The organism is Vibrio sp. V09_P4A23P171, assembly GCF_963875615.1.
Classification (GTDB): Bacteria; Pseudomonadota; Gammaproteobacteria; order Enterobacterales; family Vibrionaceae; genus Vibrio; species Vibrio anguillarum.
On record NZ_CAWNMR010000044.1, the window covers coordinates 132,984 to 148,883 of the forward strand.

Here is a 15,900-nt window from a genome sequence, read left to right on the forward strand (position 1 = left end):
TCGATTTTCGAAATTTAAATTAATTGACCTTACCCCTAGGGCAAGCTTTAGTCTGTGAGAGTTTTCAGTCAGATAGTGATATTGGATATGCAACTTTCGCTGCATACAATTTGGGTTTCCATGTTGGTGATGATGACGCTGCTTGCTTCAAGCTTAGTGTCTAGTGCACCTTTAATGGCGATCACAATGTCACCGACTTCGGCTGTATCCCATTCAGTGACTGACGATGCAAACCCGCCGCAACACTGCTCAAATATGAACGCTGCGCACCATGATTCCGATGCAAGTGACATGACTTCATCAGCGATGAGTAACGATTGTATCGATCACAGCGACCAAGGTGTTGATTCCTGTTGTAGCGTCATGTGCATGACCACGTTAGCTTTCTTTATCACTGAACACCAACCCTTCACACCTCACGCGGTTTTATTGTTGATCAATGCAGAAGCAACGCGTGGCATTGTGATGGTAGCTCGCTCACTTTACCGTCCCCCTATCGTTTAATTTCCCTTTCATTACGCCTATGGCGTGTTTGTGCGACCTTTAACTAGGTTCGTGACTCTCTGTTGCATCTCAACCTTTTGCGATGCATGAAAGATGGAATTTTATTGTGAACCTTAAACTCTCTGTGATCGCTTGGTCGATCAGTATAGTGGGCGTTTTGTCATTCCCCTTGATGGTGAATGCAGCCCCACAAGCCGCGATGGCTCAGCCAGATTCGCATGCAAAACAATTAGCTCAGCTGATTGACGCTGCATTATCGAATGATGCCGTCCGCAAGCAATATTTTGCTCAGTCTCAAGCAATACAAGAAACTGGAATGGCCAGCTCAACCCTGATGGATCCTAAGATCAAAGTTGGCTTTGGTGGTTTGCCCATTGATAGTTTTAAGTTTGATGAAGATTCTATGACTAACATTTCTGTGGGCTTAATGCAGCAGTTTGAACGGGGTTCAAGCTTGGCATTACAAGCGAAAAAAGCAAAGCAACAAGCCACTGGTGTTGCGCTTCAGGTTAATTTACGTGAGTTGGAAGTGGCAAACAGCATGACTCAATTATGGTTAGAGTTAGGCTACCAACAACGCGCTGAACGTATCGTGCGGGCAAACCAAACCTTAATGCGTGAGCTGGCTGGTTTTATTGAAACGAACTATTCATTAGGTAAAAGCGAAGCGCAAGATCTGCTGCAAGCGCAGTTACAAGTTTCCAAATTGGACGAAAAATTACAAGCCAATCAACAAATGCAGCAACGCATTGTGTCGCAATTATCCGAATGGTTAGGTAGCGCTTGGTTGGTTGAACAGCCTATGTTAGCCGCTGAAGAGTCAGTGAACTGGTCCCGTTTGGAAGTGCAATTGGCTGCCATTAATGGCAGCACCACTCACTATGCTTTATTGGTCACTCACCCGATGGTCGGCATAGCAGAAGCGGCAATTCACACCAACCAAACGCGGCAATTCACACCAACCAAACGCAAGTCGAAATAGCACAAACGGCCTATCAACCTCAGTTTGGTGTGGAAGTGATGTACGCCTATCGTCAAGCAAACAGCATGCAAGGCGGACCCGCAGCCGATATGGTCAGTGCTTATCTCACCATGGATATCCCGCTGTTTACGGGGAGCCGCCAAGATAGAAACCACGCTGCGGCGCAATATCAAGTGGGCGCGGCTAAATCACAGCGCGATGTTCTATTGGCGCAGATGAACGCCAAAGTGAATGCCTTATTGGTTGATAAAATGAACCTCGAACAGCGTTTATCGCGCTATCAAACCACCTTATTAACGCAAGCGAAAGCCCGCACTCAAGCGGTTGAGAGAGGCTATGAAAACAATACCTCCCAGTTTAATGATGTCGTCAGTGCCGCCAGCGATGAACTAGCGCTGCAATTAGAGCAAGTACGCCTAATGACCGATTTAAACCTAACCAAAAGTAACCTCGCTTATCTATTAAATGGGTTCGATTTTCAAGCTATTGCCCCTTCACTTACCTCTTTAGAAACACTTACGCCTGTAGAAAAGTAGGAGAACTCAATGAAACCATTAAACATAGCCGTACTTTCCTTAGCGATAGGTGGATTACTGGGGTTTAGTATCAATCAATACCTGTCTGGTCATGATATGGAGGCAATGAACTCAACCAATGCGATGTCTGAACCGCTGTACTGGGTTGCGCCGATGGACCCAAACTATAAACGCGATAAACCGGGTAAGTCACCGATGGGGATGGACCTCATCCCTGTGTACACCGAATCGCCGACGCAAGCACAAGAGAAGAGTGGCACGGTGACCATCAGTGCTGCGGTCGAAAATAACTTGGGTGTGAAAACGGAACCCGTGGTGTTTGCGCAGTTATCTCCACGCATTGAGACAGTGGGCTACATTGCATTTGATGACAGTTTATTGTGGCAAACGAACGTTCGCGTTGCTGGTTGGGTTGAAAAACTGAACATTAATGCGGTTGGAGAGCAGGTTCGTAAAGGCGATGTCTTATTTACGCTCTACTCACCGGAGCTGGTTAAAGCGCAGGAGGAGCTGTTAAATGCTCATCGAGCCAGCCGTGAAAGTTTACTGAAAGGCGCAACCGAGCGTTTGGTTTCACTGGGGGTTGATCGTGCACAGATCAGACAGATTATCGCTCGAGGCAAAGCCACTCAATCGATAGAGGTCAAAGCCATTGCTGATGGGGTGATTGCGAGTTTGAATATTCGCGAAGGGGGTTACTTATCGCCAGCGCAAGCGGTGATAAGCGCAGGTCCTTTAAACGAAGTGTGGGTTGATGCTGAGGTATTCGAGCGCCAAGCACATTGGATTACGTCGGGTAGTTTAGCGTCAATGACACTGGATGCTATTCCCGGCAAGGAGTGGCAAGGGAAGATAGATTACGTCTATCCCATTTTGGATCCGAAAACCCGAACGCTGCGTATGCGTTTGAAATTTCTCAATCCGAAGGGGGAGTTGAAGCCTAACATGTTCGCCAACATCGCTTTGCAGCCCGTATCGCAACAAGCGGTGCTCACCATTCCTAAATCAGCAGTCATTCATTCGGGCGGCATGACGCGAGTCGTACTTGCTGAAGGAAATGGCAAATACCGTTCAGCAAGGGTTGAAGTTGGCCGCGAAGCAGGCGAGCGCCTTGAAGTTTTACAAGGGTTAACGGAGCAAGACACGGTCGTCACGTCGGCACATTTTCTGTTGGATTCAGAGTCGAGTCAAAGTGCTGATTTATCACGTATTAATGGAGTGGAAGCTGCCAATGAAGCTTGGTTAACGGGAGACATCAGTACGCTTATGGCTGATTTCGGGATGCTCACACTTAACTATAAACCGGTAAGTAAATGGGGCTGGCAAGCGGGGCAGATGAACTTCACGGTTGAGGAGGAGTTTGATCTCAGCTTATTTGCTGAAGGGCAAAGGGTTCGATTTCTAGTGGCAAAGCAGGGTGACGAATATGTACTAAAAGCACTGGAAGCGAGTGAGCAGGAAAGTAGTGAGACGAACATTACCGCCGCAGAAACGTTAGGAGGTCAACAATGATTGGTGCGATTATTCGTTGGTCGATCAATAACCGTTTTTTGGTGTTGGTGGCGGCTCTGTTTCTCACTTTGGGCGGACTTTACAGTGTAAAGAACACGCCTGTTGATGCTTTACCGGATCTCTCAGATGTGCAAGTGATCATCAAAACCAGCTATCCCGGCCAAGCGCCGCAGGTAGTGGAAGATCAGGTCACTTACCCGCTCACAACGGCGATGCTTGCCGTTCCGGGGGCAGAAACGGTCCGTGGCTATTCATTCTTCGGTGATTCCTACGTCTACATCATCTTTGATGATAAAACCGATATGTATTGGGCTCGCTCGCGGGTATTGGAATATCTAAGCCAAGTGACGCCAAAACTGCCACCCAATGCCAAACCAACCTTGGGGCCGGATGCTACGGGGGTTGGCTGGATCTACAGTTATGTACTGCAAGATAAAACCGGCCAACACGATCTTGCGCAGCTACGCAGTTTGCAAGATTGGTTTTTGAAGTACGAGCTGCAAACGGTGAATGGTGTCTCCGAAGTGGCTACCGTTGGCGGCATGGTTAAGCAGTATCAAGTGCAAATTGATCCGGCAAAGCTACGCGCTTATAACCTGACTTTACAACAAATCAATGCGGCGATCCAAAATGGTAACCAAGAGTCGGGAGCGTCAGTGATTGAGGTTGCGGAAGCCGAACACATGGTACGCACCAGCGGCTATCTGACTAGCATTGATGACATTAAAGCACTACCACTGAAAGTGACCGATAAAGGAACGCCATTATTGTTAGGTGATGTGGCGGATATTAACCTTGGCCCACAAATGCGTCGTGGTATTTCTGAGTTTAACGGTGAAGGAGAAGCGGTTGGAGGTGTGATCGTGATGCGTTTTGGTGAAAATGCTAGCCAAGTGATTGATGACGTCAAAGCGAAATTGACTGATCTCCAACGCAGCTTACCGGAAGGTGTCGAAATTGTTGCCACTTATGATCGTTCAACCTTGATCAATCAAGCCGTTGAAAATCTTTGGCATAAGCTAGCAGAAGAGTTCATTGTCGTTGCGGTCGTGTGTGCGCTGTTTTTATTCCATATCCGCTCATCATTAGTGATTGCTTTGAGTTTGCCTGTGGGCATTTTGTCGGCGTTTATTGTGATGCACTGGCAAGGCATCAACGCCAACATCATGTCACTTGGGGGGATCGCCATTGCTATCGGTGCTATGGTCGATGGGGCGATTGTGATGATCGAAAATGTGCATAAACATATTGAACGCACCCCACTGACCGACAAAAATCGCTGGCAGGTGATTGGCAAAGCCGCTGAAGAAGTCGGTGCGCCACTATTTTTCTCACTACTTATCATTACGTTAAGTTTTGTGCCCGTCTTCGCACTCGAAGGCCAAGAAGGCAAGATGTTCTCGCCATTGGCGTTTACTAAAACGTATGCCATGGCCGCCGCCGCAGGTTTAGCGATCACGCTCGTCCCTGTTCTTATGGGCTATTTTGTTCGTGGCAATATTATTTCCGAGCACAAAAATCCTATCAATAAAGGGCTTGTGGCACTTTATCGTCCACTACTCAACCTGAGTTTGCGTTATCCCAAAAGCATGATTGTATTGGCTTTGGCATTAATGGCTTCCGCTTATTACCCAATGAGCAAATTAGGCAGTGAGTTTATTCCGCCATTAGATGAAGGCGATCTCATGTACATGCCGACAACCTATCCGGGGATCTCTATTGGTAAGGCGCGTGAGCTATTGCAGCAAACCAATAAACTCATCAAAACCGTACCAGAGGTCAAAACCGTGTGGGGCAAAATGGGGCGTGCAGAAACCGCAACCGATCCCGCGCCCTTAACCATGATTGAAACGGTGATCCAACTTAAACCTCGCGATCAATGGCGTGAAGGCGTAACTACAGAATCGCTACGCAAGGAGTTTGACAGTTTAGTGCAATTTCCGGGGTTAACCAACGCGTGGGTGATGCCAATCAAAACACGCATTGATATGTTAGCCACAGGGATCAAAACGCCGATTGGTATCAAGATCGCGGGTCCCGATCTCAAACAGATTGAAACCATCGGTGCGCAACTTGAACCTATCCTTAACCGCGTTCAAGGCACAGCATCGGTTTATGCTGAACGTGTGGTTGGTGGACGTTATGTAACGATAGACATCAATCGGTTACAAGCGGCGCGCTATGGGCTAAGCATTAAAGATGTGCAACAAGTGGTTTCAACCGCAGTGGGGGGCATGAATGTAGGGGAAACCATTGAGGGGTTAGAGCGTTACCCGATCAATGTACGTTACCCGCAAGATTACCGTGATTCGGTAGTGAAGCTGCAAAACTTACCTTTGGTGACTCAAAACGGTGCACGTTTGGCCTTGGCCGATGTGGCTGATATTCGCTACGAAGACGGCCCGCCAATGATCAAAACCGAAAACGCACGGCCAAACGGCTGGGTCTTTGTCGATATTGATGGACGCGATCTCGGTTCATATGTGGCAGAGGCGCAACAAGCGGTAGCGGAGCAATTACAGCTGCCAGCGGGATATTCTCTCGTATGGTCTGGTCAATATGAATACATGGAGCGAGCAAAAGCACGCTTGAGTGTCGTCGCACCGATCACGATCGCAATCATCATGTTGCTACTCTATTTCAGTTTCCGTCGAATCGGAGAAGTGTTGATCATTATGGCGACATTGCCGCTGGCGATGGTGGGTGGCGTGTGGTTGATGCACTACCTTGGCTACAACTTTTCAATCGCCGTGGGGGTGGGCTTTATTGCACTTTCAGGCGTTGCGGTAGAAATTGGTGTGATCATGCTGGTTTATTTAAACCAAGCTTGGCACTACAAAAAAATTGATGCGCAAGAAAATGGTGCGGTCATTGACAGCCAAGATCTCATCAATGCTATTGGCGAAGGAGCAGGACAGCGCGTACGCCCAGTCATGATGACGGTACTGACAGTTATTATTGGCCTGATCCCGATTATGTATGGCACGGGAACTGGTTCGGAGGTAATGCAGCGCATTGCCGCCCCCATGATTGGAGGCATGGCTTCAGCACTATTGCTCACATTATTGGTTCTACCTGCGGTATTCAAGTTATGGAAAAACCGTGAAATCGCAACACTCAAATAGCGTGCAGCTGGCAAAGTAAAAGCTAAGCACTAATCGGAAAATAAATAGTCACTGGATGAATTTAAGGAAAATCAAAATGAAAAAAACACTAATCACACTTTCACTAGCGTTATTCACCTCTTCTGTCATGGCTGAAATGGATCATAGCAAAATGGATCATGGCAGCATGGTGATGAAGCAAACAGACACGATGAACATGGCGATGGATGACATGTCAGAAGTCGGCATGCCTGCTAAAGGAGCAAAACCCGATAAAGTGGTGCATGTTTTACTCTCGGATGACATGAAAATCACCTTCAAAAAAGAGGTCAACATCGAACCGAATGACGTGGTGCAATTTGTTGTCATGAACACGGGCAAAATTGACCACGAATTTTCGATTGGTTCAGCCGCCGAGCAGCTAAAACACCGAGAAATGATGCGCCAAATGGGCAATCATAAACACGATGGCGGCAGTGCCGTCACCGTGGCACCGGGTAAAGCGAAACAACTGTTATGGCACTTCCATGGTGATAATAATGTTGAGTTCGCCTGCAATATACCCGGCCATGCTGAAGCTGGGATGATTAAGAAAATTCAGCTTCAGTAAAAGTTGTCACGCTAACTCGTTAAAAGAAAAAACCGCCCTTCCAATTTGGCAGGGCGGTTTTTTTGACCATTGATTAATTATTTCAAATCACTGAGCGGTAGCCAGTTTACTTTAACACCCGCTTGTAAAAACATATCTTGGCTGACTTTGATCTTATCACCCCAACGGGATAAGAAGTCTTCTGTTTGCTCTGGGCAGTGTACTGCGGAAATCCCAGTTTGAATGATTTTTGCTGCACAGTTTGGGCAAGGAAAATGTGTCACATAAATTTCGCAACCATCCAAATCACGCTTGGCAAATAGGATGGCATTTTCCTCAGCATGCAGTGTTTTGAGGTATTTCATATCACGATCATCGGTGCCTGCACTGTCTGAAATACCATGCGGGTAACCGTTAAATCCAACCGAAACGATGCGATTTTGCTTAGTGATCACTGCGCCGACTTGCGTGGAGGGATCTTTACTCCAAGAGCCAACAAGTTCTGCCATTTGGTAAAAGCGCTGTGCCCATTTCGAAATCATGTGTTGTTCCTCTGACGATTTTCTTGCATTTCCTCAGTAGCGAGGGAGATATGTGATTAAGATCGACATTAATATCCTAGTTTTCTCACACTTAGTCTAGAGCAATTCTCATTTCTAAACAGAATTCAGCCGTGCCAATCAGTATTAGAGTGAGAGCTCTATCTCATTTCGTGCGGGTATCTTAGCTGCGGCGATAGGCAATTATAGGATTAAGTTTGTGAGAGATCTCTTACACGTATCGTGAGACTTTAACGTTTCGCTATGCAATAAAAAGAGATTGAGTTTCTGTAATTATTTGAATTTAAATGATAATTTTCATTCGGTGTCTTTCTGGTAGAGAAAAAACAACAGGTGGGGGATTGCTGAAAAAAGTGAAATCCGTAATCTGAAGTTGTCAGCAGGAAGCGGACACGGAACAGGAAAGACCCAGGGATAGGTCATCTTCAGGACGAAGATTCGATAATTCAGGAAGAATGATCGGCAAGGATAGCGAAGGACATTAGCTGGATGCTGAATAACTAGGATGGTTATCAAGGAAAGTTAATGGACGGTGCAAAGGAAAAGTGCACAAATCTGTCGGGACGACGGAGTTAAGGACACCGCTAGGAAGGCGATGAAAGGGAATGTGCTGAGGGAATCAGCAGACTATCAAGGAATTGATGCAGGGAGCACTTATCAGTAGCTGGATTGCTGCGAGTAAGAACTGGAACCCCACTAAGCGAGAGCTTAGTGGGGTTTTCTTTATTTTGGTTACCTGAAAATAATGGCCACCTGAAAATAATAAGTGGTGAGGTTAACATTGCTTCCTGCGGAGTAACTCCAGATAATAGGTGAAAATAATGAAAGGATATGATGATGATTCGCTTAGCTGTTATTGGAACCAACTGGATTACTGACCAATTTATCGAAGGGGCATTAAAAACGGGGGAATTTCAGCTAGTAGCGGTTTATTCCCGTTCGCTGGACAGGGCGAAACAATTTGCCGAAAAATACGATGCTCCTGCTTTGTTTACTGACCTTAAGAGCCTAGGTGAGAGTGACAATGTGGATGCCGTGTACATCGCCAGCCCGAATGTACTGCATGGTCCACAGTCGATTCAAATGATGCAAGCGGGCAAACATGTTATCTGTGAGAAGCCGCTGGCTTCTGATTTCTCATTAGCACAGCAGATGTATCAAGTTGCCAAACAGCATGGCGTAGTATTATTCGAGGCCTTTATAACCCCACATTTGCCCAATTTTTCCGTTCTCAAACAAGAGCTATCGCAGATTGGCGCTATCCGTAAAGCGGTGCTCAGCTACTGCCAGTATTCCTCTCGTTACCCTAAATATCTCAAGGGTGAGATGCCCAATACCTTTTTGCCCGAGTTCTCCAATGGTTCGATCATGGATATTGGTTATTACTGTTTGGGCTCAGCCATTGAACTGTTTGGTGAGCCTAAATCGGTACAAGCCCAAGCGCATTTACTGGAGACGGGGGTTGATGGTAACGGCAGTGTGATCTTAGGATATGACGGTTTTGATGTGCTATTAATGCATTCAAAAACCAGTGACTCCTATTTGCCGAGCGAAATTCAAGGTGAAGAGGCCGCACTGCACGTTGAGATGATCTCTACCTGCAACCGCATCACGAGAATTAACCGTGGTGGTCAAACCCAAGATCTGAGTATTGAGCAACACGCCAACCGCATGTTCTACGAAGCACACAAATTTGCAGATCAGATACAGAACAAGACAATAGATGAGCAATGCAAATTACGCTCACTCACCGTTTCCAAATTATTGACAGAAATACGCCGCCAAACGGGCGTGATTTTTCCAACCGATAACCTGTAGTTTCATCGCACAGAGAAGAGAGCAAAAATAATGCAAGCTGAAGTAAAGTGGGTCGAAAATTTCAAGTTCTTGGGCCAATCCCAATCTGGTCATTCGGTGGTGATGGATGGCAGTGGTGGTGCAACCGCGCCTAGCCCGATGGAGATGGTTCTTATGGCCGCGGGAGGTTGTAGCTCTGTGGATGTGGTTGATGGCTTAAAATCGGCCAATCAACAGGTCACTGCATGTAACGCCAAATTGACGGCTGAGCGCCGTGAAACCGCACCGCGGATTTTTACGCTAGTCAATATCCATTTCGACGTATCAGGTGTTGATCTTGACCCTAATGTCGTTGAAAAAGTGACGGCCGATTCATTAGAAAAGTACTGTTCTGTCTGCTTAATGTTAGGCAAAGGTGTCACAATGACTCACAGTTGGGCGATTGTTTAAGCCATTCAATCAATAAAACTAGGAAAAAGCGATATGCTCTGATCTTGCCTTTTCCTATGCGTTACAGGTTGGTTGAAATTAAAGAGGAAAGTGAAACAGTGAGCTTTTCTCTTTTTTCTTTTGTTTATCCAAGTAGTCTAAATACACTAGATGCATAAGGAGGAACGGCTCATGACCGAAATGGAAAAAATGATGAATGGTATGGTGTTTGACGGTGCAGACCCAGAAATGGAAGCCATTCGTAGCAAAGCAGGACATTTACTGTTGCAGATCAACCAATGCGCCGATGCCACAGCCCGCCATCAATTGCAAACTCAGCTATATCGTCAAATTGGCCAACAAAGTGTGGTGCAGCCTCCTTTCTATTGTGAATTCGGTGAAACAATTTCCATTGGTGATGAAACCTTTATCAACATGAATGTCATTATGCTTGATGGCGCTAAAATCACGATTGGTAATCATGTTTTGATTGGCCCTAACACCCAGTTTTATACACCAGCGCATGCTTTGGATTATCGCAGCCGCCGCTTGTGGGAAACATTTTGTAAGCCGATTACGGTTGAAGATGACGTATGGATTGGTGGCAACGTTGTGATTAATCAAGGAGTCACGATTGGTGCGCGTTCGGTTGTCGCGGCAAATTCAGTGGTCAATCAGGATGTGCCAGCTGATAGCCTAGTCGGAGGCACACCAGCGAGAGTGCTCCGTTCATTAAAAGAAATGAATGGAACATCTGACCTGCATAGTTCAGTTAAGGAAGGGCATCATTGAAGCAGCATAAACATACACTATTTGGTGTTGCGGCTATCTTGCTGTGGAGCTGTCTACTGGGGCTAATCAGAACGGTCACCGAGCAATTTAGCCCAATTGGTGGGGCGGCACTGATTTACACTGTGAGCTCAGTATTTCTGATGCTTGTCATGGGCGTGCCTAAATTCAAACACTTTTCTCTGCGTTATGTTCTGATCGGTGGCGCGCTTTTTGTGAGCTACGAAATCTGCTTAGCATTAGCGTTAGGTATGGCCAATGATCGCCATCAAGCGCTCGAGATGGCGGTGATTAACTATTTGTGGCCAGCCTTGACGGTGTTGTTTGCGGTATTTCTCAGCCGTAAACCCGTCCATATTCTGGTGTATCCAAGCGTTGCGCTCGCATTTGTTGGGGTTGCTTGGACCATTACTGGTGATAGTGGATTTTCGGTGATGCAAATATCGGCCAATATTGCGACTAATCCCTTAACCTATAGCATGGCGTTTGGCGGGGCGATTATTTGGGCTGTTTATTGCAATATCACCAAACAGTTAGCCAATGGACAAAATGCCATTATCCTGTTCTTTATGGCTACTGCTATCGCCCTCTGGATTAAGTATTTTCTTAGCAGCGAAAGCACTTTAGTGTTTACCGTTCCAGCAACCTTGAATTTAGCGTTAACGGGTGTGGTGATGGGCAGCGGTTATGCACTTTGGAATGTGGCAATCTTGCGTGGCAACATGGTTCTATTGGCGACTCTTTCTTATTTCACGCCAGTGATTTCAACCTTGCTTTCATCGCTAATCTTAGGTGTAGCGCTTGGGCTAAGCTTTTGGCAAGGTGTGATTATGGTGACGATGGGTTCTTTAATTTGTTGGTGGGCGACCAGAGAACGTCAATCGACGGTGCAAGAGAAAATGCCAATAGCCTGACATCGCAACAGCTTTGCTATGTATAAAAAAAGCCCTCTCGGGAACGAGAGGGCTTTTTCCGTTTAATTGAGACTGATTAACGAGCTACGTTCATGGTTAATTGCAGTACGAATGGCAGCTTTGATAAACGCTTATGTAGCGAGCGACGAGTACTTTCGATATCTTCGAGTGCAATCATTTCATTCTCATCAGGGCGAATATCGACATTGACCCACAGCTCATGACCGACTTTAGTCACCGCAGTCAACTCGATATCTTGCTCTGATTCTTCACCTACGGCAATGACACCTTGATCCACGGTTTTACAAATCTCTTTGCTTGGTGACATCATCAACAATTCACGTGTTGCCGATTTAAGCATGTCATAAGGCACTTTGATAAAGTAAAACGACATTAATAGCATCATGATTGGGTCTGCATAGACGGCATATTTTGCCCAAGGAGACAAGGTCATCAACCAAGCGGCAATGAAGCCGACCGTTACCGCGACGCTTAATAGCGTGTCCATTTGCCACTGTTTTACTTCAGCGTCAATCAAACCAGAAGAGTAACGTTTACTCTTGTTGACCATGAACCACCACGCAATCGCACAACCAATCACGTTCACTGTGCCAAAAACAGTTGCGATAGAAGCATCCACTTCTCGACCACCGCTAAACAATGCCATGACAGCCGAGTACAACGAATAACTCACGACTAACAAAATAACGCTGGCTTTGATAGCAATAACCGCAGGTTCTAGCACCGCGCGTCCAAAGGGAAAAGTCGAGTCAGAAGGTTTACGAATGTAGCGTGACGCCACCAGCGACAATAATGTTAACAGCAAACTAACCAGTGAATACACACCGTCAAACACGATAACCAGTGAACCGACAAGCATACCAACCACAAGTCCGCCACCAGCAAAGCCAGAAGCTAAAAGGGCCGAAATCGTCAAAATGCGATTTTCATTATTTCTTGTTCGAGCACACATAAAAGACTACCTGTTGAAAACATGCTGTTATTTTGGCTTAAAGCACGGTTTTGACAATCTCTAAGTGCATTGGTCGTTGGCTTGAATATTGGGAAGTAAGTTTATTTTTAATTAAAACAATTGGTTATGAGTTTATTTGCCTGTCAGGATAATTGACGCTGACTGTCTTCGCTTTAGATTGTTTGAAATGTGGGCATCTTGGAAACTAAACAACGAAAATTAAAAATCAAACAAATAGTCACGCAACTTATCGGCTAACCAGTTCATGCCAGGGTGTTCGGCCATGCCCGTGGCCGTAAACATGCAGTAATCTTCTTGAGTGAGACCGTAGGTGTGTTTAATCACCGTTAGTTTTTGTTCACGTAGGAAGTGGCGAATTAAAGGTTCTGGCAATACGCCCCATGCATTCTCAGTCAAGATGGTATTGAGCATGTAATCGAAACTGGAGAAGCCAATGTAGCGACGAGAGAAAGGTTGTAATTCGGGGTTATCTTTTTCGTTTAAATAGACCATCACGGCTTGCATTGCTCTGCGCAGTTCTTCGTCGGTGACTCGCGAAATTTTAGTTAGCGGGTGGTCACTTTTGCACACCGACATCATCCGGATTTTACCCAAAGGTTGATAAGTGATCCGCGGGTCGTTGATTCTTTCGTAATCGACGCCAAAAGCAAAATCGACTTGATGGGTGGCAATCAAGTTGGCTAAGTCGCCGCTTGAAGCCAATACAAGGTTGAACGAGGTCGCGGGAAAACGGTTATTCAGCTGGTGTGCAAAATCTTGCCACAAGGCATCAGGAAGAGAATCATCACGGGCAATCCACATCTCGGCGTTGAAGCCCCGCGATATTTGCGTACAGGTGTGTTTTATACGTGCAATGGTCACCAAAACACTTTCACAATCTTTATAAATTGCTTTCCCCGCTTCAGATAAGGTCAGGTTGTTACCGGTGCGAACAAAAAGAGCGGTATCGAGCTCTTTCTCCAACGCTTTAATCGCCATACTGAGTTTGGTTCGGTTACATTCTAATTGTCGCGCCGCTTCGGAGACTGAGCCTGTGTCCGCGACAGAGAAAAATGCTTCAATTTGAGAAAGGTTCATAACGTTCTCTAAGGCACAATAATGGGTTGATCATAAACAATTTTAGTACCACTGCCTATCTGATGTTCTTCTACCAACTGACGGTTTTCTCGCCAATCAAAGCCAGTTCATCATTTCTTAGTCAAGATTGAGCTGTAACTCTATGAACGTAACACAGTTTTGGTTTATTCTTGGGAAAATTTCCCCAATACAAGAAGTAACACGGAGGCCATGATGGCGAACGAATGGGATGAGTGTGCGGCTCAGTGGGAGCAGGACGAATCCACAACGCTTTTTGCTCAAAATGTGTTTCAGCAATTGCAGAAACGGGTCACTCTCGAAGGTAAACATGTTCTTGATTTCGGGTGTGGTACGGGCTTGCTGAGCCAAATGATGTCTCGCCATGCCAGAGATATTGTCGCGCTCGATGGCTCTGAGGCCATGATTGAAGAGTTGGATAAAAAAGAGTTGGTCAACGTTGAACCCGTGGTTGATTTTCTGACCCGTGGTCTAGTCGCGCAACATCCTGCCTTTCGCAAACAATTCGATCTTGTTGTGGCGTCATCTGTGTGCGCGTTTGTGCCGAATCTTAATGAAGTATTTACCATCATTCATTCTCTATTAGATGAGCATGGCGTTTTTATTCATTGGGACTGGTTGGTTGAAGAAGATGATCCTGACTATGGTCTTAGCCAAAACCAAATTGAGACACAACTGAAAAGCGCAGGTTTTAGCCAAGTGGAAACCGCAGTTGCGTTTAAGATTAAAAATTCAAAAGGTCTAGCGCCAGTAGTGATGGGCATTGGTAGGAAATAACATCATAAAGTCGATGGTTTTCCAGATTGAGAATGGCTTATTTACATTATTTCACTGTTCCATAATGACCAACTTGCGTAAGCTCTAGCTTGTTGATAAGTGTCATGATAGTCACTCCCTAGAAGACTATAAGGCATTGATCACGAATAATTCTGTTTGTTGACTGATAACTCATGGCTAGGGTTAAGCAAAAATAAAAGCACATCAGAAGATAAATAAAGAAGGCCAGCGCAAAATAGTGCTGGCCTTCTTTATTTTAAGCATTGAGCTACTTTATTTTGAGCATTGAGCTAAATTTTCAATGTTGATTCACAAACATCAGTGTGGTTTTTTGAGCTGATCACACAACCATTTCAAAGCTTGGTCGTTCATACTGGGCTTATTCCACACTAAGCTGTAAGCCACTTTCCCATAATTGAAAGGTAACGGTTTGACGAGCAATCCCTTAGCTTGCATCGCTTGTTCCGCCCAGCGTTTGGAGCAAGTAAAGAGTGAGTCAGTATGCTTGCATAAGATGGCGGCCGCACCAAAGTCAGCAACAACAACCGGAACATGACGAGCTCGATGAGATTGAGCTAAATTCTGTTCAAAAAAAGGTTCAGCCAGCTCTTTGTCCATGATGCCGATATGCGATTGAGCAAGGTAGTGATCGATAGTGAGTACTTCATTGGCTAAAGCATGATCACTACGCATTAAGCAGACCATTTCATCGTGAGCAATCACTTCCCACACGAGTTCTTTATCTCGCGTTGGGGGCTGGCTGATATCGTGTGGCAAAATAACGAAATCAATCAGCCCGCTTTGCAGGGCATCGAAGCCATAGTGATCTTTCGAGTAGATAGTAAAGGAAGCTTGCGGTGCATGATTTTTTATTACGTTTGTCAAAATAGGAGCAAACAACTCAAAGGCACTTTCTCGCATCGCAAGGTGGTATTTCCCCTGATAATGTTGAGGTTCGAAATTTGAGTGATGCAGCAATCCATTCATGCTAGAGAGGATTGAATGGACAGTGGGGCCCATTTGTAGCGCGAAAGGGGTAGGTATCAAATGTGTACCGTCACGATAAAATAGTTCATCTTCCAAGAGAATGCGCAATTGCGACAAGTTTTTACTGATGCTTGAAGGGCTAATGCAGAGCTGGGCTGCTGTCTGCGTGACGCTGCGGGTACTGAGCATGACGTGTAGCGCTGTTAAGTGTTTTAAACTGATTCTTGAAAGGTGAATATAATCCATAAATAAAGGCGGTTCCTCCAAACTTTTTCAAAAGCATATCACTGACATACTGACAAATTACACGAAAAGATGCGGGTTATTTGAC

Annotated in this window: 13 protein-coding genes and 1 pseudogene; 10 read left to right on the forward strand and 4 right to left on the reverse strand. The window is 45.7% G+C overall.

Annotated elements, in window-relative coordinates:
• Window positions 1–87: 87 nt before the first annotated feature.
• From AACT23_RS12920 to copI, 5 genes and pseudogenes are all read left to right on the forward strand, one after another.
• Window positions 88–504, forward strand: a complete 417-nt coding sequence (locus tag AACT23_RS12920; protein WP_094125608.1) for a hypothetical protein — start codon at window positions 88–90, stop codon at window positions 502–504.
• 82 nt (window positions 505–586) lie between these two features.
• Window positions 587–2,022, forward strand: a pseudogene (locus AACT23_RS12925) (TolC family protein).
• Window positions 2,023–2,031: 9 nt separating this feature from the next.
• The gene (locus AACT23_RS12930) at window positions 2,032–3,534 is read left to right on the forward strand and encodes an efflux RND transporter periplasmic adaptor subunit (protein WP_094126736.1); all 1,503 of its coding nucleotides are present in this window, start codon (window positions 2,032–2,034) and stop codon (window positions 3,532–3,534) included.
• Window positions 3,531–6,659 carry an efflux RND transporter permease subunit gene (locus tag AACT23_RS12935; protein WP_094126738.1) on the forward strand — a complete coding sequence of 1,043 codons (3,129 nt, stop codon included), beginning with the start codon at window positions 3,531–3,533 and terminating at the stop codon, window positions 6,657–6,659. Before AACT23_RS12930 ends, AACT23_RS12935 begins: the two co-directional genes overlap by 4 nt.
• A gap of 76 nt (window positions 6,660–6,735) precedes the next feature.
• The gene (copI, locus tag AACT23_RS12940; RefSeq protein WP_176428603.1) at window positions 6,736–7,248 is read left to right on the forward strand and encodes a copper-resistant cuproprotein CopI; all 513 of its coding nucleotides are present in this window, start codon (window positions 6,736–6,738) and stop codon (window positions 7,246–7,248) included.
• 77 nt (window positions 7,249–7,325) lie between these two features.
• On the opposite strand, the gene AACT23_RS12945 is transcribed toward copI, so the two are convergent.
• Window positions 7,326–7,769 carry a dCMP deaminase family protein gene (locus AACT23_RS12945; RefSeq protein WP_010319355.1) on the reverse strand — a complete coding sequence of 148 codons (444 nt, stop codon included), beginning with the start codon at window positions 7,767–7,769 and terminating at the stop codon, window positions 7,326–7,328.
• Between the two features lie 849 nt (window positions 7,770–8,618).
• Here AACT23_RS12945 and AACT23_RS12950 point away from each other — a divergent pair.
• The 4 genes from AACT23_RS12950 to yddG all read left to right on the forward strand — a co-directional run bounded on the left by AACT23_RS12950 (window position 8,619) and on the right by yddG (window position 11,716).
• On the forward strand, window positions 8,619–9,605 hold the full coding sequence (locus AACT23_RS12950; protein WP_088733164.1) for a Gfo/Idh/MocA family protein: 987 nt from the start codon (window positions 8,619–8,621) through the stop codon (window positions 9,603–9,605).
• A 30-nt stretch (window positions 9,606–9,635) separates the two neighbouring features.
• Window positions 9,636–10,034: an OsmC family protein gene (locus AACT23_RS12955; protein ID WP_026028900.1), complete on the forward strand. Its 399-nt coding sequence runs from the start codon at window positions 9,636–9,638 to the stop codon at window positions 10,032–10,034.
• Window positions 10,035–10,205: 171 nt separating this feature from the next.
• Window positions 10,206–10,805 carry a sugar O-acetyltransferase gene (locus tag AACT23_RS12960; protein WP_176428604.1) on the forward strand — a complete coding sequence of 200 codons (600 nt, stop codon included), beginning with the start codon at window positions 10,206–10,208 and terminating at the stop codon, window positions 10,803–10,805.
• The gene (gene yddG, locus AACT23_RS12965; RefSeq protein WP_017048186.1) at window positions 10,802–11,716 is read left to right on the forward strand and encodes an aromatic amino acid DMT transporter YddG; all 915 of its coding nucleotides are present in this window, start codon (window positions 10,802–10,804) and stop codon (window positions 11,714–11,716) included. Before AACT23_RS12960 ends, yddG begins: the two co-directional genes overlap by 4 nt.
• Window positions 11,717–11,792: 76 nt before the next feature.
• On the opposite strand, the gene AACT23_RS12970 is transcribed toward yddG, so the two are convergent.
• A complete protein-coding gene (locus AACT23_RS12970) occupies window positions 11,793–12,689 on the reverse strand; it encodes a cation diffusion facilitator family transporter (protein WP_017043151.1) in 897 nt (298 codons plus the stop codon).
• A gap of 219 nt (window positions 12,690–12,908) precedes the next feature.
• Window positions 12,909–13,787 carry a LysR family transcriptional regulator gene (locus AACT23_RS12975; RefSeq protein ID WP_010319645.1) on the reverse strand — a complete coding sequence of 293 codons (879 nt, stop codon included), beginning with the start codon at window positions 13,785–13,787 and terminating at the stop codon, window positions 12,909–12,911.
• 213 nt (window positions 13,788–14,000) lie between these two features.
• Between AACT23_RS12975 and AACT23_RS12980 the strand changes: the two genes are divergently transcribed.
• Window positions 14,001–14,582 carry a class I SAM-dependent DNA methyltransferase gene (locus AACT23_RS12980; protein WP_255211861.1) on the forward strand — a complete coding sequence of 194 codons (582 nt, stop codon included), beginning with the start codon at window positions 14,001–14,003 and terminating at the stop codon, window positions 14,580–14,582.
• 318 nt (window positions 14,583–14,900) lie between these two features.
• On the opposite strand, the gene AACT23_RS12985 is transcribed toward AACT23_RS12980, so the two are convergent.
• Window positions 14,901–15,836: a LysR family transcriptional regulator gene (locus AACT23_RS12985; protein WP_094126744.1), complete on the reverse strand. Its 936-nt coding sequence runs from the start codon at window positions 15,834–15,836 to the stop codon at window positions 14,901–14,903.
• Window positions 15,837–15,900 lie beyond the last annotated feature (64 nt).

Bases quoted from the DNA above. Each gene is read 5' to 3' on its own strand.
- AACT23_RS12920 (WP_094125608.1), top strand. From the start codon at position 88: ATGCAACTTTCGCTGCATACAATTTGGGTTTCCATGTTGGTGATGATG.
- AACT23_RS12930 (WP_094126736.1), top strand. From the start codon at position 2,032: ATGAAACCATTAAACATAGCCGTACTTTCCTTAGCGATAGGTGGATTA.
- AACT23_RS12935 (WP_094126738.1), top strand. From the start codon at position 3,531: ATGATTGGTGCGATTATTCGTTGGTCGATCAATAACCGTTTTTTGGTG.
- copI (WP_176428603.1), top strand. From the start codon at position 6,736: ATGAAAAAAACACTAATCACACTTTCACTAGCGTTATTCACCTCTTCT.
- AACT23_RS12945 (WP_010319355.1), bottom strand. From the start codon at position 7,769: ATGATTTCGAAATGGGCACAGCGCTTTTACCAAATGGCAGAACTTGTT.
- AACT23_RS12950 (WP_088733164.1), top strand. From the start codon at position 8,619: ATGATGATGATTCGCTTAGCTGTTATTGGAACCAACTGGATTACTGAC.
- AACT23_RS12955 (WP_026028900.1), top strand. From the start codon at position 9,636: ATGCAAGCTGAAGTAAAGTGGGTCGAAAATTTCAAGTTCTTGGGCCAA.
- AACT23_RS12960 (WP_176428604.1), top strand. From the start codon at position 10,206: ATGACCGAAATGGAAAAAATGATGAATGGTATGGTGTTTGACGGTGCA.
- AACT23_RS12970 (WP_017043151.1), bottom strand. From the start codon at position 12,689: ATGTGTGCTCGAACAAGAAATAATGAAAATCGCATTTTGACGATTTCG.
- AACT23_RS12975 (WP_010319645.1), bottom strand. From the start codon at position 13,787: ATGAACCTTTCTCAAATTGAAGCATTTTTCTCTGTCGCGGACACAGGC.
- AACT23_RS12980 (WP_255211861.1), top strand. From the start codon at position 14,001: ATGGCGAACGAATGGGATGAGTGTGCGGCTCAGTGGGAGCAGGACGAA.